21 protein-coding genes are annotated in these 26,410 nt (G+C 62.9%); 3 read left to right on the top strand and 18 right to left on the bottom strand.

What is annotated here, in order from left to right; translation table 11 throughout:
• Positions 1-20: 20 nt before the first annotated feature.
• The 3 genes from egtD to HNO52_RS07315 all read right to left on the bottom strand — a co-directional run bounded on the left by egtD (position 21) and on the right by HNO52_RS07315 (position 3,710).
• Complete coding sequence (gene egtD / locus HNO52_RS07325) at positions 21-986, bottom strand: L-histidine N(alpha)-methyltransferase (protein WP_197568501.1); 966 nt, start codon at positions 984-986, stop codon at positions 21-23.
• A 1-nt stretch (position 987) separates the two neighbouring features.
• A complete protein-coding gene (gene egtB, locus HNO52_RS07320) occupies positions 988-2,301 on the bottom strand; it encodes an ergothioneine biosynthesis protein EgtB (protein WP_197568500.1) in 1,314 nt (437 codons plus the stop codon).
• 194 nt (positions 2,302-2,495) lie between these two features.
• A complete protein-coding gene (locus HNO52_RS07315; protein WP_197568499.1) occupies positions 2,496-3,710 on the bottom strand; it encodes a BaiN/RdsA family NAD(P)/FAD-dependent oxidoreductase in 1,215 nt (404 codons plus the stop codon).
• 327 nt (positions 3,711-4,037) lie between these two features.
• On the opposite strand from HNO52_RS07315, the gene HNO52_RS07310 reads away from it, so the two are divergent.
• Positions 4,038-4,940: a helix-turn-helix transcriptional regulator gene (locus tag HNO52_RS07310; protein WP_197568498.1), complete on the top strand. Its 903-nt coding sequence runs from the start codon at positions 4,038-4,040 to the stop codon at positions 4,938-4,940.
• 61 nt (positions 4,941-5,001) lie between these two features.
• Here HNO52_RS07310 and HNO52_RS07305 read toward each other — a convergent pair whose 3' ends face one another.
• From HNO52_RS07305 to HNO52_RS07245, 13 genes are all read right to left on the bottom strand, one after another.
• Complete coding sequence (locus HNO52_RS07305) at positions 5,002-6,312, bottom strand: pilus assembly protein TadG-related protein (protein ID WP_197568497.1); 1,311 nt, start codon at positions 6,310-6,312, stop codon at positions 5,002-5,004.
• 2 nt (positions 6,313-6,314) lie between these two features.
• Complete coding sequence (locus tag HNO52_RS07300; protein WP_197568496.1) at positions 6,315-6,791, bottom strand: TadE/TadG family type IV pilus assembly protein; 477 nt, start codon at positions 6,789-6,791, stop codon at positions 6,315-6,317.
• A gap of 22 nt (positions 6,792-6,813) precedes the next feature.
• Positions 6,814-7,758 carry a tetratricopeptide repeat protein gene (locus HNO52_RS07295; protein ID WP_197568495.1) on the bottom strand — a complete coding sequence of 315 codons (945 nt, stop codon included), beginning with the start codon at positions 7,756-7,758 and terminating at the stop codon, positions 6,814-6,816.
• Between the two features lie 49 nt (positions 7,759-7,807).
• The gene (locus tag HNO52_RS07290) at positions 7,808-8,782 is read right to left on the bottom strand and encodes a type II secretion system F family protein (protein WP_197568494.1); all 975 of its coding nucleotides are present in this window, start codon (positions 8,780-8,782) and stop codon (positions 7,808-7,810) included.
• A gap of 12 nt (positions 8,783-8,794) precedes the next feature.
• Positions 8,795-9,793, bottom strand: a complete 999-nt coding sequence (locus tag HNO52_RS07285) for a type II secretion system F family protein (RefSeq protein WP_197568493.1) — start codon at positions 9,791-9,793, stop codon at positions 8,795-8,797.
• A complete protein-coding gene (locus HNO52_RS07280) occupies positions 9,784-11,148 on the bottom strand; it encodes a TadA family conjugal transfer-associated ATPase (RefSeq protein ID WP_197568492.1) in 1,365 nt (454 codons plus the stop codon). Before HNO52_RS07280 ends, HNO52_RS07285 begins: the two co-directional genes overlap by 10 nt.
• A gap of 93 nt (positions 11,149-11,241) precedes the next feature.
• Positions 11,242-12,426, bottom strand: coding sequence for a CpaE/TadZ family protein (locus HNO52_RS07275; protein WP_197568491.1), 1,185 nt, complete (start codon positions 12,424-12,426; stop codon positions 11,242-11,244).
• Between the two features lie 90 nt (positions 12,427-12,516).
• Complete coding sequence (locus HNO52_RS07270) at positions 12,517-12,810, bottom strand: hypothetical protein (protein ID WP_197568490.1); 294 nt, start codon at positions 12,808-12,810, stop codon at positions 12,517-12,519.
• Positions 12,811-12,856: 46 nt separating this feature from the next.
• The gene (locus HNO52_RS07265; protein ID WP_197568489.1) at positions 12,857-14,416 is read right to left on the bottom strand and encodes a type II and III secretion system protein family protein; all 1,560 of its coding nucleotides are present in this window, start codon (positions 14,414-14,416) and stop codon (positions 12,857-12,859) included.
• 112 nt (positions 14,417-14,528) lie between these two features.
• A complete protein-coding gene (gene cpaB, locus HNO52_RS07260) occupies positions 14,529-15,350 on the bottom strand; it encodes a Flp pilus assembly protein CpaB (protein WP_197568488.1) in 822 nt (273 codons plus the stop codon).
• On the bottom strand, positions 15,347-16,717 hold the full coding sequence (locus tag HNO52_RS07255; RefSeq protein ID WP_197568487.1) for a DUF8689 domain-containing protein: 1,371 nt from the start codon (positions 16,715-16,717) through the stop codon (positions 15,347-15,349). Before HNO52_RS07255 ends, cpaB begins: the two co-directional genes overlap by 4 nt.
• Before the next feature lie 90 nt (positions 16,718-16,807).
• A complete protein-coding gene (locus HNO52_RS07250) occupies positions 16,808-17,353 on the bottom strand; it encodes an A24 family peptidase (protein WP_197568486.1) in 546 nt (181 codons plus the stop codon).
• Positions 17,354-17,420: 67 nt separating this feature from the next.
• Positions 17,421-17,618 (bottom strand): Flp family type IVb pilin, encoded by a 198-nt coding sequence (locus HNO52_RS07245; RefSeq protein ID WP_197568485.1) that lies wholly within the window; start codon positions 17,616-17,618, stop codon positions 17,421-17,423.
• A 340-nt stretch (positions 17,619-17,958) separates the two neighbouring features.
• Here HNO52_RS07245 and HNO52_RS07240 point away from each other — a divergent pair, with 340 nt between their 5' ends.
• Both HNO52_RS07240 and HNO52_RS07235 read left to right on the top strand, forming a co-directional pair.
• A complete protein-coding gene (locus HNO52_RS07240) occupies positions 17,959-19,095 on the top strand; it encodes an efflux RND transporter periplasmic adaptor subunit (RefSeq protein WP_197568484.1) in 1,137 nt (378 codons plus the stop codon).
• The gene (locus HNO52_RS07235) at positions 19,095-22,229 is read left to right on the top strand and encodes an efflux RND transporter permease subunit (RefSeq protein ID WP_197568483.1); all 3,135 of its coding nucleotides are present in this window, start codon (positions 19,095-19,097) and stop codon (positions 22,227-22,229) included. Before HNO52_RS07240 ends, HNO52_RS07235 begins: the two co-directional genes overlap by 1 nt.
• Here HNO52_RS07235 and HNO52_RS07230 read toward each other — a convergent pair.
• Entirely contained in the window at positions 22,226-23,263 is a 1,038-nt protein-coding gene (locus tag HNO52_RS07230) for an SDR family oxidoreductase (protein ID WP_197568482.1), read from the bottom strand. The two genes, HNO52_RS07235 and HNO52_RS07230, sit on opposite strands and share 4 nt — an antisense overlap.
• A 36-nt stretch (positions 23,264-23,299) precedes the next feature.
• Complete coding sequence (locus tag HNO52_RS07225; protein ID WP_197568481.1) at positions 23,300-26,383, bottom strand: FAD-binding and (Fe-S)-binding domain-containing protein; 3,084 nt, start codon at positions 26,381-26,383, stop codon at positions 23,300-23,302.
• Positions 26,384-26,410 lie beyond the last annotated feature (27 nt).

The raw sequence follows: 26,410 nt of genomic DNA, 5'->3' as shown, positions 1-26,410 counted from the left end.
CCGGATTACCTTCAAGGCCATCAGGCGGCACGCTCCAGGTAATGGATGCAAAACAGCGAGTCGCGGTCGATCCAGTGAGCCCTCGGTTCGAAACCGGCGCGGCCGGCCAACTCGCGGAAGCCAGCGACACTGTACTTGTAGGAGTTCTCGGTATGCAGGCTCTCGCCCTCCTCGAAGTCTACCCGCTCCCCCGCCACGCGGATGGCCTGATCGCGCAAGCTCACCAGGTGCATCTCGATGCGGGAATCGGCCTCGTTGAAGAAAGCCTGATGACGAAACGCCTGAGGCTCCACCTCGGCCTCGAACTCGTGACGCAGTCGTTCCAGCAGGTTGAGGTTGAATGCCGCTGTGATGCCTGCGGCGTCGTTGTAGGCGGCATCGAGAATCGCCCGGTCCTTGATCAGATCGACGCCAATGAGCAGCCCTCCACCGACAGGTAGCAACGTGGTCAGCCGCTTTAGAAAACCTTCGGCCTCCTCGGGCGTGAAATTGCCAATGCTCGAACCGGGAAAGAAGGCCACCGGACGTTCGCCTGCCAGGCCGTCCGGCCAGGCCATGGGGCGCGAGAAGTCGGCGCAGGCGGCATGCACCTCGAGCCAGGGATAGTCCGTCGCCAGGCGGCGCGTACTCTCGAGCAGGAAGTCGCGAGAGATATCCACGCCCAAGTAACAGGCCGGATGCAGCGCCTCGAGCAGCAGCCGCACCTTGCGGCTGGCACCGCTGCCCAGCTCGATGAGTGTGGCGTCGCGGCCGACCACCTCGGCAATATCGGCGGCGGCGGAGCGCAAGATTGCCTCCTCGGTGCGGGTCGGATAGTACTCGGGCTGCACGCAGATGGCATCGAATAGCTCGGAGCCGCGGCGATCGTAGAAGAACTTGGGGGAAGTATGCTTGGGCGTTGCGCTGAGCCCGGCCAACAGCTCTTCGTAAAGCGAACCCGCCGCCTCTGGCGGGTGCTGGTCGTGAAAGCGTACGAGCGAATCCATGTCATGCCTCCCTGGCGAGACGGAAACCGGAGAACGCCCAGCGGGCGTGTGGCGGAAAGAAGTTGCGATAGGTCGGGCGAATATGATCGGCCGGCGTGGCACAGCAGCCGCCGCGCAGCACCATCTGCCCCGACATGAACTTGCCGTTGTACTCGCCAAGCGTGCCCGGCAGGGTGCGAAATCCCGGGTAAGGGCGATAGGCACTGCCGGTCCACTCCCAGACGTCGCCGAACAGCTGGCTCAGGCTCTGGGCCTGGGCCGGTGCGGCTACCGGCTGAAGATGGTCGCTCTCGACGAAATTACCCTTCATGGCCACGTCGCGTGCGGCCACCTCCCACTCCGCCTCGCTAGGCAGGCGTGCCCCGGCCCAGCGGGCATAGGCATCGGCCTCGTAGAAGCTCACGTGGACCACCGGCGCCTGCGGATCCACCCGGCGCATTCCGCCCAGGGTGAAGTGGTACCAACCGTCGTCGCGCTTCACCCAGTACAGCGGCGCCTGCCAGCCGTCCTGACCGACCTGCTGCCAGCCGTCGGAAAGCCACAGCTCCGGGCGCGAGTAGCCACCATCCTCGATGAAAGCCAGGAACTCACCGTTGGTCACCGGGCGATTGCCCAGTTGGAACGCCTCGAGAAACTGGCGATGCACAGGCCCCTCGTTGTCGTAGGCGAACCCGGACTTCAGGTCGTCACCGATGGAGCGGATGCCCGCTGGGTAGCCGAGCCAGGCCAGCTCGCCAGGCGCGTCTTCCAGCGGCGGCGACAGGTCGTCACGATAGGCGGGGCATAGCGGGTTCTGGGCCAGGATGTGCTTGATATCCATGAGCAGCAGCTCCTGATGCTGCTGCTCATGGTGCAGCCCCAGCTCCACGCGACGCAGTATCTCCTCGACATGCTCGGGCGGCGGCGATTCGAGCAGTTCCGCCATTGCCGTATCGACATGGGCACGAAAGCGGTAGACATCGGCCACTGTGGGGCGTGACAGCGTTCCACGCCGGGGCCGTGGGAACGGCACACCGTGGGTCTCGTAGTAGGAGTTGAAAAGAAAGTCGTAAGCGGAGTCGAGCGTTCGATAGCGGGACTGGAAAGGGACAAGGATGAAGGCTTCGAAGAACCAGGTGACGTGGGCGAGATGCCACTTCGGCGGGCTGACGTCATCCATGCTCTGGATCACGTAGTCCTCGGTGCAGAGCGGCTCACACAGCTGCTCGGAGGCTCGGCGAATGCGCTGGTAGCGTCTCATCCACTCCTTGGTGTGCAGGGTATCTGGCGTTTCCAGCTGGTGTGGGCTTTCCCACTGTTGGGCTTGGGGGGGCATGGCGCACTCCTGTGACGAACCACATCCATGGGGAACCAATTCTCCCAAGCCTAGCAACCCCTCCCCAGGCGCCCGGTTACGTTGCGTAAAATTTTGTCATTCGAATGCCAAAAGGCCCTGGCGAACAAGGCCGCTGGCGAACAAAGTGCGCGTAACCCGACCAGCAAGGCAGTTTTCAGGTACCCAGGCTCAGCCTAAAGCGAATTGCCACACGCCACGCCCGAGGCCCAGGCCCACTGGAAGTTGTACCCGCCGAGCTCGCCGGTAACGTCGAGCACCTCGCCGATGAAACGCAGCTGCGGCAGACCCTCGACGCTGAAATCCTTCGACGAGATGGAAGCCGTGTCGACACCGCCCAGGGTCACCTCGGCGGTGCGCCAGCCTTCGGTCCCGGCAGGCTTGAGGCGCCAGTGGCCGAGGCGTCCGTGCCAGGACTCGATGCGGGTATTGGAGAGTTCGGCCAGGACGGGATCCTCGCCGTGCCACTCGGTCAACGCCTGAGCCAGGCGCCGTGGCAGACGTTCGCCGAGCCAGGTGGAGAGCTGGCGACGCGGTGTGTCACGACGCGCCGACGCGAGCGCTTCGCCGACCGATATATTCGGCAACAGGTCGATCTCGAGTTCGTCGCCGGGCTGCCAGTAGCTCGAGATCTGCAGCATGCCCGGTCCGGACAGGCCGCGGTGGGTGAACAGCATTGGCTCGCGATAGCGTCGCTCACGCCCCGGCCCCAGGCGCTGGCCGGCACGCACGGTGCTCACCGCCACGTCGCAGGCCACACCGGCCAGGTCGGCGGCGCGCGCCTTCCACTGTGAGGTCAAGGTGAAAGGCACCAGTGCCGGGCGCGTCTCGGTCACCTCCAGGCCGAACTGGCGGGCGATGTCGTAGCCGAAGCCGGTGGCGCCCATGGTGGGGATCGATAGTCCACCACTTGCAATCACCACTGCACCGGCTTCGATGCGCCCCGTGGAAGTGACGAGCCGCATGCCCCCGCCGGTTGGCTCGATACGCTCGACGGCTGTTTTCAGGCGCAGCTCCACCCCGGCCCATTCGCATTCGGTAAGCAGCACGTCGAGTAGCTCCTTGGCGGAGTGGGCGCAGAACAGCTGGCCCGGTGCCTTCTCCACGTAATCGACGCCATGCCGCTCCACCAGCTCGACGAAATGCTCCGGACGGTAGCGTTTCAGCGCCGAAATGCAGAAATGCGGGTTGGACGAGAAGAAGTTGGCCGGCCCGGTAGCCAGGTTGGTGAAATTGCAGCGCCCTCCCCCCGACATCAGAATTTTCTTGCCGGGCTTGTTGGCATGATCGAGTAGCAGCACGCGCCGCCCGGCATAGCCCGCCGTGAGGGCGCACATCAGCCCGGCAGCGCCGGCGCCGACGATCACGACATCGAATCCTGGAGACGGCATGGCTTGTCCGTTGGGAGAAAAAGAGCAGATTCTAGCAGAACCCTCCGCCGCGTAGCCAAGCCGTGACGGCCTAACCGGCTGATGTTCCTAGTTCTCGTGAACTTTATTCCAAAATTCCTGATGCAGTTTTTTTGGTAAATGCGTACGACTAAAGGATGAGAAATATAATCCAGGCATTTCGTCACATTCAATTACAGTGGATAAGACACACCCATCACAAAACATTACGCTAATCCATTCTCAATTAATAAATATTTACAACTAGAAAGAACCAAAAAAGAACTCATAAAGCGTTATCACGCAAGGGACTCAGGAGGGACACTGCCAATGTCCACCCATGCCTACGTTCTCGTTGTGCTCCGTACACTCAATGATCCGATAGAACAAGATTATGTCCGCGCCCTGCGAGACAAAGGGTATCCGATACAGTTCGTAAAGAACGATCAGGATCCGCTTCCCATCCTGCTTGCACACCCACCAATCGCTGCCTGCTTCGAATTCGACTATCCCGACCTGAAAGGCCTGACCGACCTGAGACAGGCCAAGCAGCGCGCCGCCTCGGTTCCCCTGCTCATGATCACCCAGGCACACTCCGAAAGCCTGGCCGTCTGGGCCTTTCGAACCCGGGTATGGGATTACTTCGTGCAGCCGGTCGATCTCGTTCGCTTGCTCACAGTGGTGGAAACACTGGATAAGCTGCGTCAGCCCACCGCATCCCGGGCGGTAGCGCGCAAGGCACACGATGTAAGCAACCAGATCCCGCCGGAAGCTCGACTGCGCTGTGTCGCTCCGGGGGGGCCGCAGGCGCAGCTGGCTCTCGCCATCAGCTATATCGAGCAGCACCTGCACCAGAAGGTCGCACAGGCGGAAGTGGCCGAGCGCTGCGGGATGAGTGCCTTCCAGCTCAGCCGGTTGTTTCGAAAGCTGACCAACACCACCTTCCAGGGATTCCTGCTCGAGAAGCGCATCACCGAGGCGCAGCGCCTGCTGGCGAACCCGAAGGTCTCGATTACCGATGTCTGCTTCAGCGTCGGGTTTCGCGATCTCTCCTATTTTACGCGTACCTTCCAGAAGTATGTCGGCCAGACACCGACGCTCTACCGCCAGGACCTGCTTCGCCGCGGCACGTTCACCGCACCGCTGCTCCCCGCCTCGTCCAGGAGTTCCGCTTCCATCCCTGACATATCGCGCCAAACGCTGACCTCGCCGGTCGATTTCATCCATGACTGACTGCTGAAGAAAAAGGGCGCTGACCGCAAAGGCAGGGAGCCGGTCAGCGCCAAAGAGGACATCAGTTCACCAGGACCGGAATCTCGGCCAAAATCCCAAAATTTTCCCCGCCGGTCTGCCCTTTAGGTTCGTGAACGCTGCAACTGGGCAGGAAGTAGATGCTCATCTTGCGCCAATCCGCTGGGTCACCATTCTGAAACTGCAGCCCAAAGTGCTCGGTAAAATCATCCCAGCGCTCTTGCCCATCCGTACTGGCGTGCTCCCAGGAACCTGGCCACTCGACGTCTTCGGAATCAGGAGCGAGATCCATGCGCTCAGGCGCAAATTCATCGATCTTGGTCTCCTGGGCATTGCTTACGACCCAGACAATATGCACCGTCACAGCGCCCACCAGCCGATTACTGGGTGCGACGCCATCCTCGCAATCGATAACTGGCAGTGTCAGCGTCCAGGTAATCTCTCTATTCGTCTCATCTACCCAACGGTCATGAAAGGCTTGAAATGCTGTCTGCACTTGGCCATTGTTGGTGGCGATATCCTCGCCGAAGTACATTTCGTTTTCATTGCCATCTCCCTCGACAAGATCGCGAAGTTCATTTGCATTGGTGGCACCTGTGGTATCATGCTCGAAGTTGGTCCAGCCTCCTGTCTGGTCGCCGTCGGGTATGAAGCGACCCACATCGCATGAGTAGTTACCACTGGGATCCAGCAGCGCCTGTTTACACAACGCAATGGGCTGATCGACATCCTGTGGCCGCAACGTCCCGGCAAAGCCGATATAGGCCACCGAGCGGGCTGTTACTTCTACATTATTTATGCCCAAGACACGCGCAAAAAACGTTTCGACAGGCGTCTTATTCCGTTCCGTCACCACCTGCACAGCATTGATAAAATTGATGTTTTTATCCAGCTCTTCCGTAGACGCCTCTTCCCCAAAGAGATCCACCGGTTCGACAGCACTCATGTTGGGCGTAAAGGCCTGATTAGCGAAACTCCAGTGGCCTCTTACCGTTTCCTCAACACGCACCTCTACCGGTGAATTCTGGCTATTGTTGGCTTCTGCCGCCTCCCTTGCCCGAACCTCAGCGCTCTTGAAGGGATCGTTCGGATCATCCGGATCGTAGGCTTCCATACCATCATTAACCCAGGAGCCATCTTTCACGTACAGGAAGCGTGCCCCCGCTAGGGAGCCCGCATCCGCGGCGTTATGCAGCTCGTTTCTGGCCACATAGAGATTTCCGACATCTACGGCAAGCGCCATGAAACCCAACAGGACAACGAGAGAAACGGCCACGAGAACGACCGACACCCCCTTCTGCCGCTGTCTTGCACCCCAGCGGCGCGTAACCCGAACCATCTTGACATTATTCATGACTACTCAGCCCGCATGCTGGTGACAGCCTGGATCTCGATGAGATCCCCCAAGGTACCGATGAAGCCCGGCAACAGAAGAAATTGGTAGGAATAATCAACGGTCACCTCTACCTCGTTACCTGGCGGCATATTGGCATCCGAGCGTACAACGCTGATGGCCAATTCCGCCGGGCCACCCAGCGAAATCAGGTACTGCTCGGCATACCCGCAAACAGCGCTTCGGACATCTTCATCCTCACCTTGTTGCGACTCATTGCATTTAAAAGAATTTGCCTCTGATGCATTCCGAGGCTGGGGGCGAAAGAGTATCCCCGTCCTAGCACCTTCACGACTCGCGTTGGTCAATACCGCCTTGTCATAAAGCGCAACGCTGAACTCGATCATGCCGAACAGCAGGATGAACAGCAGTACAGCCGTGAGCGCAAACTCGACCACTTCCGCCCCTTGCTGCTTATGTAACGAGCGCACCCTTTTCATGGCCGCCTCTCCCCTTCATGCCCTAGTTGGCAGTCTGCGTGTTACTGCTACGCCGCATCAGGTTGTCCAGGTTCCTGGCATTCTGGCTTGCCGTAATGTAATAGGCTGGCGACAGGCGCATTGCTTCCTCGAAGAACCCCATGGCATCCTCGTAGCGCCCTTCCAGCATCGAGATGTAGCCGATGTCGTTGTAAGCCTTGGCGCGGTCCCCATTGCGCGCCACCGCCTCGACCGCCGTTTCGAAGTCCCCCTCGCGGGCGTATACCAGGCCAAGGTTGCGCCAGGCCAGCTCATAGCCGGGGTTGGCACTCACCGCGCGGCGCAGCGATTGCCGGGCGCCATCCCAGTCGCCGGCCAGGTAACGGGAATAGCCCAGGTTGTTGAGCACCAGCGGCGTATTGGGGCCGGCCTCGAGCGCTTTTTCGTAGTGGCCCCGAGCCAGTTCGAACTCGCTGCGTATATCGGCGATCACGCCCAGGGCGTTGTGCGCCTGCCAGGGCGCACCGGGCCGCGACACCAGCGGCTGAAGGTGCTGTTCGGCAGCGTCGTACTCGCGCTGTTCCAGCAGGGCGACGCCCAGTGCCGTGCGCGCCCCCACGTGGCTGTCGTCCACCTCCAGCGCCCAGCGGTAAGCCTTCTCCGCCAGGTCTTGGTTGCCCCGCCCATGGTGAATGATCCCCACGTAGTAGAGCGGATCCGCCTGGGGGGTCCTTTCCATGCGCAGGCCGCGCAGGTACTCGAATAGAGCACGGTCGGGATCGCGCGCGCGCATCGCGGCGGCACCGTTGCGGTAGGCCTCTTCCGGCGATGCGACGGGAAACGCCGTACCGTACTCCACAGGGGAAGCATCGCTACCCAGCGCCGCGTAGGGATCCGAGCCTGTCGGCCGGTCGGTCGTCGCACAGCCAGCGAGACCTAGGGCCAGCAGGAAAACGGCACAGTTCGCCTTCTTCTTGAGATTTTTCATGTCATGTACCTCTTCAGTTCTCGCCCCGTCACGGTAACGGCGTTTGTCACTACAGTCCCTGCCGGGAAAACGCTGCGATCACGCCCAGAATCGGCGGCCCCAGTGTCACCAGCAGGAAGCTCGGCAGAATGCAGAAGATCAGCGGGAAAAGCATCTTGGTGCTGACCTTGGCGGCTCGCTCCTCCGCCTGCTGGGTGCGCTTGTCGCGCAGTTCCGCGGCGAACAGGCGCAAGGTCAAGGCGATGCTGGTACCGAAGCGCATGCTCTGCAGCAGGGTGGTGACCAGCCCGCGGACGTCCTCGACGCCGGTGCGCTCCTCGAGGTCACGCAATGCCGTCCTGTTATCCATGCCGGCCCGGGTCTGCAAACCGTAGAGGTGCAGTTCATCGGCCAGCTCCGGGTGGCTGATCTCAAGATCGCGCGCCACGCGCTGGATGGCGGCTCCCAGGCCCAGCCCCGCCTCACTGCATACCACCAGCAGATCGAGAGCATCAGGCAGGCCACGGCTGATCAGTTTCGAGCGCACCTTGATGGCCCGATCAAGCCAGAAGCGCGGCAGCAGATAACCCGCTACCGCCAGACAAGCAATCAATAAGGCCCCTATGTTGAGCGGAATGCGCAGGAAGGGCAGCACCATCAACATGGACAGCGGAGGCACTACAGTGAATAGCAGGCGAATGCCGAAGAAGGTGTTGAGCGCCCCTGGCGTGCGCTTGCCGGCGCGGCGGAGGTCCCGCGCAATGCGGCTCCTGGCCTCTTCCTCAGTAGGCACCAGGCGCTCGCCCATGGGGCCGAGCCATTCGCGAAGGCCCGTTTGGGCACCCGTCGTACCACCAGCCGCCGCTGTTTCCAGGCGGCGCAGGCGGCGGCGCAATGGATCGGAAAGACCCATCACCACCATCATCAGCGCGATAAGAAAGGCAAAGACCGCCAACCCAAGCAGGCCAGCAAAACCTAGCCGTGCCGCCGCTGGGTCACCCAACCAATCACTCATTGGCTGCAGCCATATCAGGAGAGTTTCCATTTCATCGCCTCCTCACACCTCGACACGCACGATCTTGCGCAGCCACAGGATGCCGATGACCACCATGACGAAAGCCACCACGACCAGTTGGCGGCCCAAGGGGTCCTCGGTGAGCATCGGTATGAATTCGGGATTGATCAGCATGAGAATTCCTCCCAGGGCGAAAGGCAGCAGCGAAAGAATCCAGCCAGCCATTCGCCCCTCGGCCGAGAGGGTGCGCACCTTGCGCTGGAAGCGGAAGCGTTCGCGCACCACGGCAGCTAAGTTGTCGAGCAGCTCGGCGAGGTTGCCACCGGTCTCCTTCTGAATCAGAACCGAGGTGACGAAGATCATGACCGTCACGCTCTGCACACGCCGCAGCAGGCCAAGCAAGGAGCCGCGCACATCGCCGCCATAATTTATTTCCATGAAGGCAATGCGAAACTCGCTGGCGACGGGATCTGCCAATTCCTCAGCCACCAATTGCATGGCGTCACTGAAGGGATGACCGGCGCGCAGGGCGCGGGCCATGATGATCAACGCATCGGGCAACTGCTCCTCGAAACGTGCCAGGCGACGCTTGCGGGCGCGTGTCAGGCGCATGAAGGGGAAGGCCGCCACGCCCAGACCCAGCAGCACGCCAAGCAACGGCTGAGGCAGCAGCAGATAGCCGGCCACCCCGCTGACGCCGCCCAGGCAAACCGAGTAGAGCACTACCCGATAGGCAGGCGTCTCCTGCCCAGCCTGTTCGATGAGCTGATGCAGACGCTCCATGCCTGGCAGGCGTTCCAGTAAACGCTCCAAGGGGGAGAGTTCGCGCAGGTACTTGCTCTGTATCAGCGTTGCGGTGCCCTGCTGAGCATCGCTATTGATCGCCCGTAGGCGCTTCTTTAGTCGCTTTTGCGCCTGGCGATTCTCGCCGAAGGCGGGCACCAGGAAGCTCTGCATTAGCAGGAAGACGGCAATGAAGATCATGCCGACGACAATGATCTCGTCGGAAAGCTCGATCTCAAGCAGGCCGCTCAGATCCATGACCGCACGCCTCCCGCGTTCTGAAAGATCTCCAGGCCCGGATCGAGCCCGCGCCGCTTGAGGTGATCGTGGAAGCCCGGCACCACGCCGGTCGCCACGTAGCGGCCGACCACCTTGCCCTCGGCATCCACCCCTTCGCGGTCGAAGCGGAAGATCTCCGACATGGTGATGATCTCGCCCTCCTGGCCATTGACCTCCTGCACGCTGACCAGGCGGCGCACGCCATCCTCCTGGCGCTCGACCTGCACTACCACGTCGATGGCCGAGGCGATCTGCGAGCGCAACGCCTGCGGTGGCAACTGAAAGCCGCTCATGGCCACCATGTTCTCGATGCGCGTCAATGCATCGCGGGGCGTGTTGGCATGGATGGTGGTCAGCGAGCCGTCGTGGCCCGTGTTCATCGCCTGCAGCATGTCGAAAGCTTCGCCCCCGCGTACCTCACCGACGATGATTCGGTCGGGACGCATGCGCAGGCTGTTGCGCACCAGGTCGCGCTGGCTGATCTCGCCCTTGCCCTCGATATTGGGTGGGCGCGTCTCGAGCCGCCCCACATGTGGCTGTTGGAGCTGCAGCTCGGCGGAATCCTCAATGGTAACGATACGTTCATCGTGGGGAATGAAGCTCGAGAGCACGTTGAGCAAGGTGGTCTTGCCGGCACCGGTACCGCCGGAGACCAGCACGTTGAGTCGTCCATGGACGACCTTCTCGAGCAGGCGGGCGATTTCCGGCGATACACTGCCGTACTCGATCAGGCTGTCGATACCCAGACGTTCCACGGCGAAGCGGCGTATGGAGAGAATGGGTCCATCGATGGCCAGCGGCGGGATGACCGCGTTGACCCGCGAACCATCCTTGAGGCGCGCATCGACCATGGGGGAAGACTCGTCAACACGCCGCCCGACGCTTGAAACGATACGATCGATGATGCTCATGAGATGAGCGTCGCTGTCGAAGCGCAGCGTGGTCTGTTCCAGCTTGCCGCGCCGCTCCACGTAGATGGGTGTGGTGCCGTTGACCAAGATGTCGGAAATCGACTTGTCGGCGAGCAGGGTTTCCAGCGGGCCCAGACCCAGCACCTCGTCCTGCAGTTCGGTGACGATACGCTGGCGTACTCCGGCGTTGAACGGCAAGGTCTCCTTGCTCATCAGCGACTCGCACACCTGCTGCACCTGCAGGCGCGCCTCTCGTTCGTCCAGCGTGCTCAGCAGGGTCAGGTCCATTACCTTGACCAGCTTGCGGAAGAGCTTCTGCTTGTACTCCTGCTCCTCCTGCGACAACCGGCCGGCACCGCGCCCGGCCCAGCCGGCGCGTAATTCGCTATTGTGATCGGAAACTGTACGCTCGCGCGGAATCATGGCCTTTCTCCTGAGTGCACCCCGTTGATGCCTGTTCGTTCCGGTCAGTCATCAGTGAACTTGTCGCTTCTCGTCGAAACCCTGTCGGCTTGCTCAGTGCCGGAGAGGCAGCGCCCAGCCCAGCAAGGAGCGTTTTCTGACTGCGCCATGCCCCGATGGAGCATCCAGCGCCTCGACCAACGCCTTGATCTGGCGTGTCAGCGGTGCCTTGGGGGCGATGTCACGCAGGGGGCTGCCCATGTTGATGCTGTGGCTGGCGCGCTTGAAATCATTGGGCAGGGTGTGCAGCGACAGCCCCGGCAAGGCATTGCCGATGGCATTGAGGTCGACATCGTTCTTCCTGTCGTAGCGGTTGACCACTACGCTGATCCGCGCCGGCGAGATCCGAAGCTCATGAACGAGCACATCGCGCAGACGCTGGGCGTCATGGAGATGGGCCACGCTTTGTTGCATCACCATCAGCACGCGGTCGGCCCGCTCCAACACGCAGGCGGTTGCCCCATTGATCCAGCGTGGCAAGTCCACTACCACTTCGTCATGGGCCTGACCCAGCACCTCCAGCACCTGTTCGACTCGCGCCTCGGGCACCTCAGCCAAGCTGGCACGGTCCTCTGGCGATGAGGCGAGTAGCCCCAACCCGCTATCGTGCTGTTGTACGTAGGCTGCCATGGCCAGTGCATCCAGGTTGTCGGCGGATTCCAAGGCCCGTACCAGGCCGTGATCGGGTACAAGGTTGAAATAGAGCGGAAGGCAGCCGAATTGAACGTCCATGTCGACCAGCACCGTGCTGCGGTCATTGCGGGCCAGCCGGTGGGCCAGGTTGGCCGCCACCAGGCTGGCGCCGGAACCGCCCTTGGCGTTGATCACCGCTGTTGTGCGGCATTCCCGCCCTGAGACCTTCGGGCGATCGCGTGCCAGCTCACGCAAGAACTGGATGATTTCGCCGTCGTCGATTGGGGGGGAGAAAAAATCACGAGCACCGGCGCGCATGGCAAGCCGGATCAGCTCCACATTGCCCTTCGGCCCAACCACCAGTAGCGGTGGACGCTCGCTGGCCGGTCGTTCGCAAATTGCCATGAGTTCCGCCTCCCAGTGATCGCCGACCAGCAGTACCAGCGCATCGGGCAGCGGCGAGACCCCCTCCAGGGGATCGATGTTGCCATTGACCATCAGCCGTGAGTTCACCTGGATATCGCCTTGGCTGCACAAGAGCGCCTCCAGGGACCGCAGCTGCTCCTGGGACCTTCCCGTCAGCTGAATCTCGAGCTGTCTGCGCATCGTGTCACCTGCTTGTTATCGAAGTTGCTGGCCTCAAGCCAATCCTGTTGCGCTCTTGTTGCGGCCGGCAGTGTGGCTGGGCAGCCCGTTTCACTGCATGGCGCCTGGCGCCAGCGGAGCCCCAGCGGGCGGCAAGCGATAGGTACGCATTGCCTCGGCCGCCTTGGCACCATGCAGCGGCGGTACGGCATCACCCGGTTCATAGGTCTGGATTTCCCTGGTATGTCGAACGGTGTCGCCGTAGGGGGGCAGATCGGCCCCCGGCCGCGGTGCCGTGCACGCTGAAAGCACCAGGGCGAGGGCTAAAAATCCCAAGCAGCGAATGGCCCCCGCGGCATTGCCGCCCCGGTGCGCAGTAACTCTCTTGATGTGGTAATCGGTCATGGTGCATTCCCCTTGGCTAGGCCGGAGTAGCATTAGTGAGCAGCGTTCAGAGGTCATGGCCGAAACGCCCTTCGGTACCGCCTTCCCGACGGCTCGACATCATTTCCAGGTCCAGGCTCGAGGGCCGCGGACGCTGGCTGCCACCCTCCTCGAGGGACCGGAAGCTACCCAGCAGATAGAATTCGAGATCGCTCGGCGGGACGAAGGAACCGGTGGGCAGGCGCACCTGATCGGGCGAAAAGGAACGAGCCAGACGCGGGGTGACGAAGATCACCAGTTCGGTCTGCTCCTTGATATATTCCTGGCTACGAAACAGTGCCCCCAGCACCGGTACCTCTCCCAGCCCGGGCATCTTGGAGACGTTCTCGCGCAGGCTCTCGTTGAGCATGCCGGCGATGGCTATGGTCTGGCCGGTGGCCAGCTCCACGGTGGAGCTGGCGCTACGCTTGGACAGCGCGGGGACGAAGAACTGGGTGCTCACTCCGCTGCCGACCCCCACCTGCAGGCTATTGGCCGGCACCAGGTCGGAAACGGAGACATCCACCTGAAGATTGATCGTGCCGGAGTCCAGCACCACCGGCAGGAAGCCAAGCCCTACCCCGAACTCCTTGTGCTCGATGGCCACCTGACCGTCGCCCTGAGGCACGGGAATGGGAAATTCGCCGCCGGCCAGGAAGCGAGCGGGCTGTCCGGTCAGGGTGGTCAGGTTGGGTTCGGCGAGGATCTTGGCCACGCCCTCGCGGCTGGCGGCGTCCAGCACCAGGTTGAGCAGGTAGTCGCCTCGCAGGTAGCTGGCGAAGATGCCGGTATCCGCAATGGTGGCCGTCGCGGGGGCAAACTCATCGACAACCGGGCCGATCGGCGTTCCACCGCCGAAAACCGGCAGCCGGCCTCCCAGGCCTTCTGCCCCCTCGAAAACGGCATCGGGAAAACTCGCCCCCCCGCTGACCGCTCCGCCGCGGAATGCCGACGAACCCACGTTGAAGACGTTGAAGTTGGCCTCGAGCCGCTTGACCAGCGAACGCGACACCTCTGCCACTTTGACGTCGAGCATCACCTGCTGTGCCCCGCCCACCTGCATCAGGTTGAGTACGATGCCCTCCTCGCCGCCGGCGTAGCGATTGGCCAGCCGCAACGCGGTCTCGAGGCGCTCGGCGCTGGAGACTTCGCCGCTGAGCACGATGCCATCCTGGGCCGAGCGCACCTGGATGCTCTCGCCTGGCAGCAGTTCGTGAAGATTGCTCTTGAGCGTCTCGAGGTCATGGGTGACGGTCACGTTGAGGGTGCCCTCGATATTCTCCGACTGGTCCCACAGCACCACGTTGGTGGTGCCGGTGGACTTGCCCAGCACGTAGATCTGCCGCGAGCCCATCACCACGATATCGGCGATCTCGGGATTTCCCACCGACACCACCCGCACCGCCCGGGGGAACTGCAATACCTGGGCCTTGTTCAGTGCCACCGCCACCGCAACCGTTCGACCCTCGATTGGCATCGCCACGCTGCGCGTTGACTCCTGAGCCTCGCTCTCGATGTCCCACCCCAGGACGGTTACTGTCAACAGAGCCCATAACAGCCCCTTCCAAGCCTCGTTTCGAATGACCATGTCGATTCTCCCTGCCTGACTGCTAGTGAGTCGTGGCAACACGCCGGTATCACCACATTTTTCTTATCCAGACGGCACCGCCGCCTTGTCTCCTGCCGCTTCACTGTCGGCTTCAGTTGCGTACGGTCACGGTGCTCGACTGGGTGCCGCGGATCACTGTCACCCGGCGCGGCGCCTGGGCGACGGTGGTGCGCGGTGACGGCGGCGAGCTACGCTCGCGGGGCGGCTCGACGCCGAGCAACTCACGTTGGGCCGCCAGCAGGTCGGGTTTCTCTTCTGGATCCAACGGGTTGCGCAGGGTCAGCTGCACTTTGCCCTCCTGGGTAGCCTTGACCAGGGTTTCCGCCTGGGAGGGAGCCACCTCCAGCGTTACCGCGCGCACGATGACCGGGCCGTCGCGCTCCTGGCTGGCGATCTGGTCCACCGCCAGTACCTTGAGGTTCTGCAGCACCGTCTTCGACTCGAAGCTGTCGCGGCTGCCGTTGCGCTTGCTGGAAACCACGTCCACCCGGTTGCCCGGCAGCAGGAAGCCGGCCACGCCGACCACGTCATCGACGCGTACGCTCATGGCCCGCATGCCGGGGTCGAGCAGCGCCGCCAGGGCGCTGCCGCCCAGGTGTTCGGCCACACGGCCCTCATGCAGGATCTCGCCGGCATAAATCACCTGGTTACTGACCCGCCCCACCACACCCTCAATTTCATTAAAACTGCCAGGCGGTACCGAGTCGGGCGGCAGCCGCAGTACCTTGAGGTCGCTTGCCTGTACCGTGGTGCCGAAGGGAATCTGCAGCGCGGCCACTACCACCTGGCCGGCCTCGGCCAAGGCATCGTGCTCGTCACTTTGCTGCTCCATCCAGCTCATGGCGATCAGGGCCGCGCCACCGGCCATCAATATCGAGATGACAAACATCGTGGCAATGCCTTTCTTCTTCATGACGCACTCCTCCCGCTCGTATTGCCGTCACCGCCTAGGCGGTCGCTGTCCGAGAAATCACCGAAATAGGTTTGCCAGGCCCAGGCGAGCACCTCCCGGTCGGGTGCTTCTTCGCCCCAGTAACGCAGTCGATCTACCGCCAGCCCCAGCAGGTCGCGTGGGTGGCAGGCCAGCAGCGGCACGCCGAGGCGTGCGTGCAGCTCGAAGATCACGAAATCGACTAGGGCCGGATCGAAGGGAATATCGCTCGCGCGGCACTGCTGGGCCCAGATCTGCCGGTAGGCATCCTGTTCCAGCGGCGCGAAACGGATCTTGTAGCCGATGCGGCGCAGAAAGGCGGCGTCGGCCAGGGACAGCGGGTCGAGGTTGGTAGAGAACACCAGCGCCACGTCGAAAGGTACGCTGAAGTGGTAGCCGTTCGAGAGCGCCAGGAAGTCTCGCCGTTCCTCCAGCGGCACGATCCAGCGGTTGAACAGCTCCGTAGGGGTCATGCTCTGGCGGCCCAGGTCGTCGATGATCAGCATGCCGTTGTTGGCCAGCAGTTGGACCGGCGCCTGGTGGATATGGGTGGCGGCGTCGTACTGCACCTCGAGCCGCTGCATGGTCAGTTCACCACCGGTGACGATACAGGGGCGATGGCAACGCACGTAGCGTGGGTCATGGCCATGCTCCAGGTAGAGCTGCGCGGCGCGCGGTGATTCGTCCGGCGCTTCAAGGGAATGGTGCACGGCGGGGTCGAAGCAGCGCAGCGCCTTGCCCCCCACCAGGATGGCGTGGGGCACCAGTACCTCCCCCGGCAGAAGCCGCACCAGCCGGCGGGCGATGTAGCTCTTGCCGGTACCCGCCTCGCCATGGATGAACATGGCACGGCCGGAGTGCAGCCCGGGGCCGAGCTGGTCGAGCAGCGCCGGGTCGATCACGGTGTCGGCAAAGGCCTCTCGCACCGTCTCGCGGCGGATGCCCACCTCGCTGAGCGCCTGCCCGCGAATTCGCGCGCTATATTCCTCCAGAGTGACCGGCGCCTTGCCGCTGTAGCCGTCGCGGGTGAGCGCCTCCAGCGCCGAGGCGCGGCCGCGGTCGGTAAGCCCGAAGCGCAGCGCCCCGCTTCCCCCCTGGCCGCGCACCTCCAACCGCCCCTCCTCGCGCAGGAAGCGGCACACCTCTTCCACCACACTGCCGGCCAGCGCACTCTCGCGGCTCAGCTGATGCAGGTCGAGCACGCCCTGCTCGAACAGCTGCTTGACCAGCAGGTCGCCCAGATAGAGCACCGACAGCCCCGTTTCCGCCACCGTACCGGGGCGCGGGGCGCGTCGTGCAGCCGCCTGGCCGTGGCTGATATCGTCAAGGGGGATGGCTTCCGAGAGCATGATCGGCCTCACTTTTTCAGCGTAACGCTTAGTTAACGAATGGCCTGGAAATGGCCGCTGGGTTCCTTTTCTTGTTCTTGTTTATACTCACTAGCCCAGCGGCCATTGCCAGATCATCCATCCTGTCGTCCCCAATGCAATCGCCACGGCAAAGGGAAACTTTCGACCCATCACCTCGCCTTGTTCCGGTTTGATATAAATAGGCCTTCCGGTTGCCACTAGCACCCTTGCCATCAATCCATAACGCGTCATTGGCGAAGCCGTCTGGCGAAACAGCACGGCAAACAGGAGATAGCCAATGGCGATCATCGAGCCCGCCATAATGCTGGCGAGTGCGGCCTGAAACGCTCCCAACGGCCCCATAAAAGTGCCCACCGCCGCCATCAGCTTGGCATCGCCGGCACCGGTAAATCCCAGCAGGTAACCGGGCATGAATACCGCCAAGCCCACCAGCAATCCGTAGGTGGCGGCCAGGATACCGCCCGAGCCTGACAGCACTCCCTGCAGCAGCAGCCCGGCAGCAGCCCCGGCCAGAACAAGAGGATTAGGGATACGCCTCTGTAGTAAATCCCAGATGGCGGTGGCTCCTACCAGGAGCACAATGCAGCCACCAATAATAAGTGCCCTTTCATCCATCCCGTTAACCCTTCTATTTTTGAGAAAAAAGAGGGGGCAACAGCTACCCCCTCAGCCCAAATACACGTTACGCTGCGGGAGTCGTACCAGCACCGCTAAGCGCATCAGTAATGGTCTTGAATGCTGCTGTTATTTCTGCGCTCAAAAGCGTATATCCAGCAACAAAAGCCGCAACAATTAGTGCACAAACCAACACCCACTCGACCACCTCAGCGCCTTCCTCATCCTTCCAGAAACGCTCGATCCCTTGCATCAGCTTGTTCATGTCGTTTCTCCTACCTTTTTGTCAGTCAACTTGGGTTGCGTCGTTCAAGGAGCGCCGGGGTTACTTGCGCTCACATGACTCAGCATCGTCGTTACAAAGGGGTTACGCTTGGAGGATCTTGCAAAGCAATGGAAGGATCTTGCAGTGGCAGGCAAAAAGAGGCCTGATCGGGCACAAATTGAGCTTCCTGTACACTCTCTGTACAATTAAGAGCGCATGGTAGAACCATTATTGTGAATTTGTTGTCACTTTCGGTGCCGACAAATTGAGTAGGCTGTCAAGGAAGCGCCTACGGATGCGGCGCCCTCTCGCCACTGCCGAGTTACGACAACGAGCCCTCATGAACCCAACGCCCCTCTACTCCCTCGCGCTGGCCCGATGCCTGGCCACGCTGACCGGCCCGCTCTGCCTGGCCCTTGCCCTGATCTCAGGCCTCGTGCTTGGCCCTCATTCGCGCGTGGCCGCCCAGGAGCATCCGGCGGTGATCGCCGCCCGCGCCATCGTCGAGCCCTGGTCCGACCCGCTGGAAGCGCTCGGCACCCTGCGGGCCGACGAGAGCGTGACGCTCTCGGCCACGGTGACCGAGATCGTTGCCGAGCTGAACTTCCGCGATGGCGAGGTGGTGGAAGCCGGCCAGCTGTTGATTCGCCTGGAGGATGGTGAGGAACAGGCCCAGCTGCGTGCCGCCCAGGCGCTGCGCGACGAACGCCGCAGCGCCGTGGAGCGCCTGACCCAGTTGCAGAACCGCAACATGGCGCCGCGCGCCGATGTGGAGGACAGCCAGGCGCGGCTGCGCCAGGTGCAGGCGGAGATCCAGGCGCTGGAGGCACGGCTGACCAACTACCGGATTCGCGCGCCGTTCTCCGGCCGGGTGGGGTTTCGCAATATCAGCGCGGGTAGCCTGGTCACGCCGGGTACGGAACTGGTCACGCTGGACAAGCTTGACCTCATGAAGCTCGACTTCAGCGTGCCCGAATCGTACCTGGCGATTCTGGAGCCGGGGCTGCCGCTGACCGCACGCAGCGCCGCCTTCCCCGACGAGCGTTTCGAGGGCGAGGTCAGCAGCATCGGCTCGCGGGTCGACCCGGTGAGCCGCAGCATCACGGTGCGGGCGAAGCTCGACAACCCCGAACTACGCCTGCGCCCCGGCATGCTGATGGAGGTGGTGCTGCAGCGCAATCCGCGCCAGGCGGTGGTAGTCCCCGAGTCGGTACTGGTTCCCAGCGGGGACAAGCAGTACGTGCTGGTGATCGACGAGGCCGACGAACACCGCCTGGTGCGGCGCCAGGTGAGAGTCGGCGAGCGCCGCACCGGTCAGGCCGAAATTCTGGAAGGGCTCGCGGGCGGTGAGTTGCTGGTCAGTCACGGCCTGCAGCGCGCCCAGGAAGGCGATCGGGTACGCGTGCTGGGTATCGCCGACGATGATGCCTCGGTGCGCCAGATCCTCGAGGCCAATCGCCCCGAGGAAGACGCCTGATGCGGCTCTCGGATATCTCCGTCCAGCGCCCGGTGCTCGCCACCGTACTGGCCCTGTTGATCATCGCCTTCGGCCTGCTGGCCCTGCAGCGACTGCCGCTGCAGGAGTACCCCTCCATCGACCCGCCGGTGGTCAGCATCGAGACACGCTACCCCGGCGCCTCGGCGAGCGTGGTAGAAACCCGTATTACTCAGGTGCTGGAAGATCGCATCGCCGGGGTCGAGGGCATCGAACTGATTACCTCCACCAGCGAGGATGGCCAGTCGCGCATCGACATCGAATTTCGCCTCGACATGGATATCGACGCAGCGGCCAACGACATGCGCGATCGCATCTCGGGAGCGCTGCGCAACTTGCCTGATGAAGCCGACCCACCGGAAGTGCAGAAGACCGATTCGAGCGAAGAGGTGGTGCTATGGCTCGCGCTCTCCGGCGCCGGCTATACCATTTCCGAGCTGACCGATTACGCCGAGCGCTACCTGGCGGATGGCTTCTCCGTACAACCCGGGGTGGCGCGCGTGCGCGTGGGTGGCGGCAGCGAGTACGCCATGCGCGTGTGGCTCGACCGCAACGCCCTGGCCGCCCGCGATCTGACCGTGAGCGACGTGGAGAGCGCCCTGCGCGCCGAGAACGTCGAACTTCCCGCGGGTTCCATCGAGTCGAGCGAGCGACAGTTCGTGGTACGCCTGCCGCGCAGTTTCGCCGAGCCGGTGGACTTCGAGCGCCTGGCCCTGGCGCGCGGCGAGGGCGGTTACCTGGTGCGCCTGGGCGACGTGGCGCGGGTGGAGATCGGCTCGGTGGAGGATCGCTCGATCTTCCGCGCCAACGGCGTGCCGATGGTGGGCCTGGGCATCATGAAGCAATCCACTGCCAACGTGCTCGAGGTCTCGCAGGGGGTCCAGGCGGAGCTGGAGCGAGTTCAGAACGGCCTGCCCGACGGCATGTCGCTCTCGCTCAACTACGATGCCTCGGTGTTCGTCTCGGGCGCCATCGAGCAGGTCGTGCTCACCCTGTTCATCGCCATGGGGTTAGTGGTGGTGGTGATCTTCCTGTTCCTGGGCAACGTGCGCACCACACTGATTCCCGCCGTTACCGTGCCGATCGCCATCGTCGGTTCTTTCATGGCGCTCGCGCTGATGGGCTTCTCGATCAACCTGCTCACCCTGCTGGCCCTGGTATTGGCGATCGGCCTGATCGTCGACGATGCCATCGTGGTGCTCGAGAACATTCATCGGCGCATGCACGACTACGGCGAAACCCCGTTGGTCGCCGCCTTTCGCGGCAGTCGCCAGATCGCCTTCGCCGTCATCGCCACCACGCTGGTGCTGGTCGCGGTATTCGTCCCACTGGGCTTCCTGCAGGGCAACGTGGGCCGGCTGTTCTCCGAATTTGCCCTGACCATGGCCGCCGCGGTGGTGATCTCCAGCGTGCTGGCCCTGTCGCTGACGCCGATGATGGCGTCGAAGATCCTCAAGCCCTCGATGCATGACGGCCGTATCGCCCATGGTGTTCAATGGCTGCTGGAGCTCTCGCAGCGCCTCTACCGCACGCTGCTGGTCGGCGTGCTCAAGGCCCGGCTGCTGGTGCTGGCGCTGTTCGTCGGGCTGATCGCCGCCACCGCGTGGCTCGCCGCTCAGCTGCCCAGCGAATACACCCCGCAGGAGGATCGCGGCAGCTTCATCGTTCTGGTCAACGGGCCGGAGGGGGCAACGTTCGACTACACCATGGATTACATGGACGAGATCGAGACGCGCCTCTCTTCGCTGATCGACAGCGGTGAACTGCAGCGGGTCGTGGTCCGGGCACCGCGAGGATTCGGCAATATCGAGAACTTCAATAACGGCTTCGTGATCGTCAGCATGGCCGATTGGGGGGAGCGTCGCGACGCCTGGGCGATCATGAACGACGTGCGGCGCATGCTCGCCGACCTGCCCGGCGTACAGGCCTTCCCGGTGATGCGCCAGGGTTTCGGCCAGCGCATCAGCAAGCCGGTGGAATTCGTGCTGGGCGGCGGCACCTATGAAGAGCTCGCCGAGTGGCGCGACCTGTTGATGGGGCATATTCGCGAGGACAACCCACGCCTGATCGGCCTGGACAGCAACTACAAGGAGACCCAGCCGCAGTTGCGCGTCGAGATCGACTACACGCGAGCCGCCGACCTTGGCGTCACCGTGACCGAGATCGGCCGGACTCTCGAAGTCATGCTGGGCGGGCGCAACGTGACCCGCTACCTCGACAATGGCCAGGAGTACGACGTGATCGTCGAGGGCGATCGCGCCAATCAGTCGAGTCCCCGTGCTCTGGATAACATTCAGGTGCGTTCTGCCCGCACCGGGGAACTGATCCCGTTGGCCAGCCTGGTGAGCTTCTCCGAAGAGGCCGGCGCCAGCACGCTCAACCGCTTCAATCGCCTGCGCGCCATCACCATCGAGGCCAACCTGGCCGACGGCTACGCGCTGGGCGACGCGCTGGAGTACCTGGAAACCGCAGCCAACGAGGTACTGCCGGGCCAGGCCCAGACCGACGTCAGCGGCGCATCTCGCGACTACGATCGCGCCAGCGGCGCCACCCTATACCTGCTGATCCTGGGCGGCCTGGTGGTCTTCCTGGTACTGGCGGCCCAGTTCGAGAGCTTCGTTCATCCGTTCGTGATCATGCTCACCGTGCCTCTGGCCATGAGCGGTGCCATGCTGGGGCTCTATGTCACCGGACAATCGCTCAACATCTACAGCCAGGTGGGCCTGGTGATGCTGATCGGGCTAGCGTCGAAGAACGGCATCTTGATCGTCGAATACACCAACCAGCTGCGCGACGAGGGCATCGCCTTCCGCGATGCCCTGCTGGAAGCCTCCGTGACGCGCCTGCGGCCAATCCTGATGACGGCGGTCACCACCATGGCCGGCTCCATCCCGCTGATCGTCTCGACCGGCGCCGGCGCCGAATCGCGCATGGTGATCGGCACGGTGATTCTCGCCGGCGTCGCTGCCGCCACCCTCTTCACCCTGTTCGTGGTGCCGGTGGCCTACGACCTGCTGGCTCGCCATACCGGCTCGCCCGGCGACGTACGCCGACGCCTGGAAGACGAAATGGCACAGGCGAGCAGCGAATCAACGTCCACAGGAGGAGATCGCTAACGCAGCACCGGCAGCCGTGACGTCGTCTGGCGCTGTTGCCGATTGACGGTGCACAGCATAGCGGCCCCGGCCAACAGCAGCGACCCGGCGATCAGCCCGACCTGGTTGCGGTGCGTCGTCAACCAGAACTGTTCGCTGCGGTTCTTCGACTCGCGGCCAAAGCGGCCCCGGGCTCCCATGTCTCCACTGACCGGCTGCCACAGATTATCGGGGCGGTCGGGATCTTCGGCTTCCGAGGTCTGCTGGCCACTCACTGCCGTCCGCGCCATGAAGCGATCCATCATCCCGGGCGCCAGCTTGTTACCCCAGATGGTGAGCAACGACGATACACCGACATAGACTTGGCGCCGGCGTTGATGCGCGGCCCAGTAGACGGCACGTGCCCCCACTTCGGGCTGATAGACGGGCGCCACAGGACGCGCGCGCCGGAGCAGATGGCTCTTGCACCAGTCGAACTGAGGCGTATTGAGCGCCGGCATCTCGACCAGGGTGACATGCACGTCACTGCCATCATGCATCAGTTCGCAGCGCAGCCCTTCGGTCATGCCCTTGATGGCATGCTTGGCGCCGCAATAAGCGGTCTGCAGAGGAATCGGCCGATAGGCCAACGCCGAGCCGACCTGCACGATGGTGCCCCGATTGCGCGGCCGCATACGCTTGAGCGCAGCCATGGTCCCGTGTACGTAGCCCATGTAAGTGACGTCGTTCACCCGCTTGAACTCTTCCGGGCTCATCTCGTGCAGCGGCGAAAACACCGTCGTCATCGCGCCATTGACCCAGATGTCGATGGGGCCGAGTCGTTGCTCGATATGGCTAGCCGCATGCTCGACCTGATCGGCATGGGCCATGTCGGCACTGATGATGACCGCCCTGCCGCCCAAGGCCTCGACTTCACTCTTGGCGGCTTCAAGGCGACGCTGGTTGCGCGAGATCAATCCCACGGCGGCTCCGTGACGGGCAAATTCCCGCGCTACGGCGCGTCCCAGGCCGGCGCCCGCGCCGGTAACGACAACCACTTCGTGTCGATCTTGCATGTGCACCTCCTTTGCCTTGCGCCCGGTATTCGCTGCCTATCGCCTGGCCCGGCGATGCCAGTACCAGGCCGCCAGTCCACTGGCGGCCAGGGCGCCAGCCACGGTGGCCGTGCGCCGATTGGTCCGACGCCGAGCCTGGGCGCGGCGCCGTATAATGCTCTGTTCCGCCAGTTCGCTGGGCGACTCCGGCCGAGCGTCCATGGCCATGCGCAGCACGTCGGCGATATGCAAGGCGTGCCTATCGGTGGTATCCGCAATCTGCTGGCGGCAGCTGAATCCGTTGGCGATGATCAAGGTGCCCGGCTGGGCCTCGCGTACCCGCGGTAGCAGTACCCGTTCCCCGGCGCCGATCGACACCTCGTACTTGTCGCGATCGAAGCCGAACGAGCCGGACATGCCGCAGCAGCCGGAATCAGGTATCTCGTAATCCAGTCCCATCCACTCCATCAGCGTCTTCTCGGCATCCAGGTGAATGATGGCCTTGTGATGGCAGTGGCCATGTACCAGCGCCTGGCGTGCAAAGCGTGGTGGCCGGTAGTGCTCGGCACGCTGCACCAGGAACTCGCTGAGCATCAGGCTGTTTTCGCTCAAACGCCGCGCCCGGTTGTCGTCCGGAAAGAGGTTGATCAGCTCGTCGCGAAACACCGCAATGCACGACGGCTCCAGGCCGATAATCGGCATGTTCATCTCGATGGCCGAACCCAGCGTGGCCATCACTCGCCGAAGGTATGCCTTGGCGTCGTCGAGCATGCCGAAATCGTACAGCGGCCGCCCGCAGCAGAGCCCTTCGGGCGGAATCACGACGCGATAGCCTGCCGCCTCGAGCACCTCGGTGGCGGCCTGGGCGGTATCGGGATAGAAGTGATTGGTGAAGGTGTCCGCCCACAGCATCACCGGCTGGGCATGTTCGTTGACGATGGGCCGCCTGGCGAACCAGGCCTTGAAGGTTTCGGGGGCATAGGCCGGTGCCTGGCGCTGCTGAGGCATGGCGGTGATGGCCTTGACCATGTTGCTCAGCGGCGACGTCTGAGTGACGAGATTGACCAGTGCAGGCATCTTCGACGCCAGCCGCGACCAGCGGTCGATGTAGCCGAAGGCGTAGTGATTGAGCGGGCGCCGATGCCCTTCATAGTAGTGCGACAGGAACTCGGCCTTGTAGGTGGCCATGTCGACATTGACAGGACAGTCGTTGAGGCAGCCCTTGCAGGCCAGGCATAGGTCGAGCGACTCTCGCACCGCTTCCGACTGCCAGCCATCGCGAATCAACTCGCCGTTCATCATCTCGAACAGCAGGCGCGCCCGACCGCGCGTGGTGTGCTTCTCTTCGCGGGTCACCATGTAGCTCGGACACATGGTGCCGCTGTCACTGCGACACTTACCGACTCCGACGCAGCGAAAGGCGACCCGCCCGAAGCTGCGCTCATCCTCGGGAAAGCGGAAGTGAGTCGCAACCGGCTCCGGTCGGTAGTTGACTAGTCGCAGGTTCTCGTCGAGCCGATAGGGATCGATGACTTTGCCGGGATTCATCTTCCACTGCGGATCCCAGATGCGCTTGAACTCACGAAACGCCTCGATCAGTTCGGGGCCGTACATTCTCTCCAGCAGTTCGCCGCGCGCCTGACCGTCACCATGCTCTCCCGAGAGCGAGCCGCCGTAGGCGACCACCAGGTCGGCGGCCTCCTGCGCAAAGGCGCGATACTGGCGTACCCCCTCCTCACTCTGCAGATCGAAGTCGATTCGTGAGTGAATACAGCCCTGCCCGAAGTGACCGTACAAAGCCCCGACGTAGCCATGCTTTTTGTAGAGCGCCTTCAGATCGCGTACATAGTCACCGACGCGCTCCGGGGGCACGGCCGAATCTTCCCAGCCGGGCCAATGCGGTGCCTTCTTGGGCGGCGGGAACGCCGTCGCCCCCAGCCCGGCCTTGCGCACTTCCCAGATGCGGTTGGCTTCGTCTTCGTCGTCGACGATACGGTAAGCCGTCGGCGCGCTCTTGGTACGCTGCAACTTTTCGAACAAGCGCCTCGCCTGGGCACAGGTGTCCTCGGCATCTTCCCCGCCGAACTCGACCAGCAGGAAAGCGTTTCCCTCAGGCATCCTGTCGAGAGTCGCCTCGTTCATATGTTGATCGACTTCGTGCTGGAACAGCCGCTTGTCGATGGCCTCCAGCGCGATCGGCGCTGCATCGATGATAGTCGGCACATGATCGCCGGCGATCTCGATACTGTCGAAGCCCACCACCATCAGTGTCCGGTGCCGGGCATTGACCGTCAGCTTGAGCGTGGCATGCAACACCGTCATGCAGGTGCCCTCGGTACCGCACAGGGCGCTTGCCAGGTTGAAACCGCGCTCCGGTAGCAGGTCGTCGAGGTTGTAGCCGGATACGCGACGCGGCATGTGCTCGATCTGCGGGTAGCACTGGCGAATTTGCTCGCTGTAGCGGTCGCGCAGATTCTTGAGCTTGAGGAAGATTTCACCTCGGCGCCCGCCTTCGGCGATGATGGCGTCGATCTCCTCCTCGCTATAGCCATCCTTGAGCGTCATGCGCTCACCGTCATAGGTGAGAATATCCAGCGAATGCACGTTGTCGCAGGTACGCGGGCCATGGCCGTAGCACTGCGCCTGGACCGAATGCACCCCACAGGAGTTGTTGCCGATATTACCGCCGATGGTGCACCACTCGTGGGTGGAGGGGTCGGGTGGAAATACCAGGTTACAGGGGCCCAGCGCCTGGTTGACCTTGTCGTTGATCGCTCCCGCCTCCACGGTGACCCGCCTGTTCAGCTCGTCGATATCGACGATACGGTCCAGATACTTGGAGTGGTCGATCACCACCGCATGGTTGACGGTTTCCCCCGACAGGCTGGTACCGGCGCCGCGCGACAAAATGGGCACACCATGTGAGTGACAGATGCGGTGAATGGCAATGATGTCGTCTACCGAGCGGGGGATGGTGACGCCGATCGGCGGCTGACGATAGTTCGAGGCGTCGTTGGCGTAGAGCGCCCGGCTACCATCGTCAAAGCGCACCTCCCCTTCGATTGCCTCGGCCAGTTCCCGAGCCAGTTGTAGGTATGCTTCTGCCTCGTCACGGTACTGCGAGCGAGATGTGCTGATCATGTCGTTCATCGCCAATCCCTGAGCATG

The organism is Halomonas sp. MCCC 1A13316 (assembly GCF_014931605.1).
GTDB lineage: Bacteria > Pseudomonadota > Gammaproteobacteria > Pseudomonadales > Halomonadaceae > Halomonas.
Note: the sequence above shows the minus strand (reverse complement) of the source record. Positions and strands in the feature narration are given on the sequence as shown.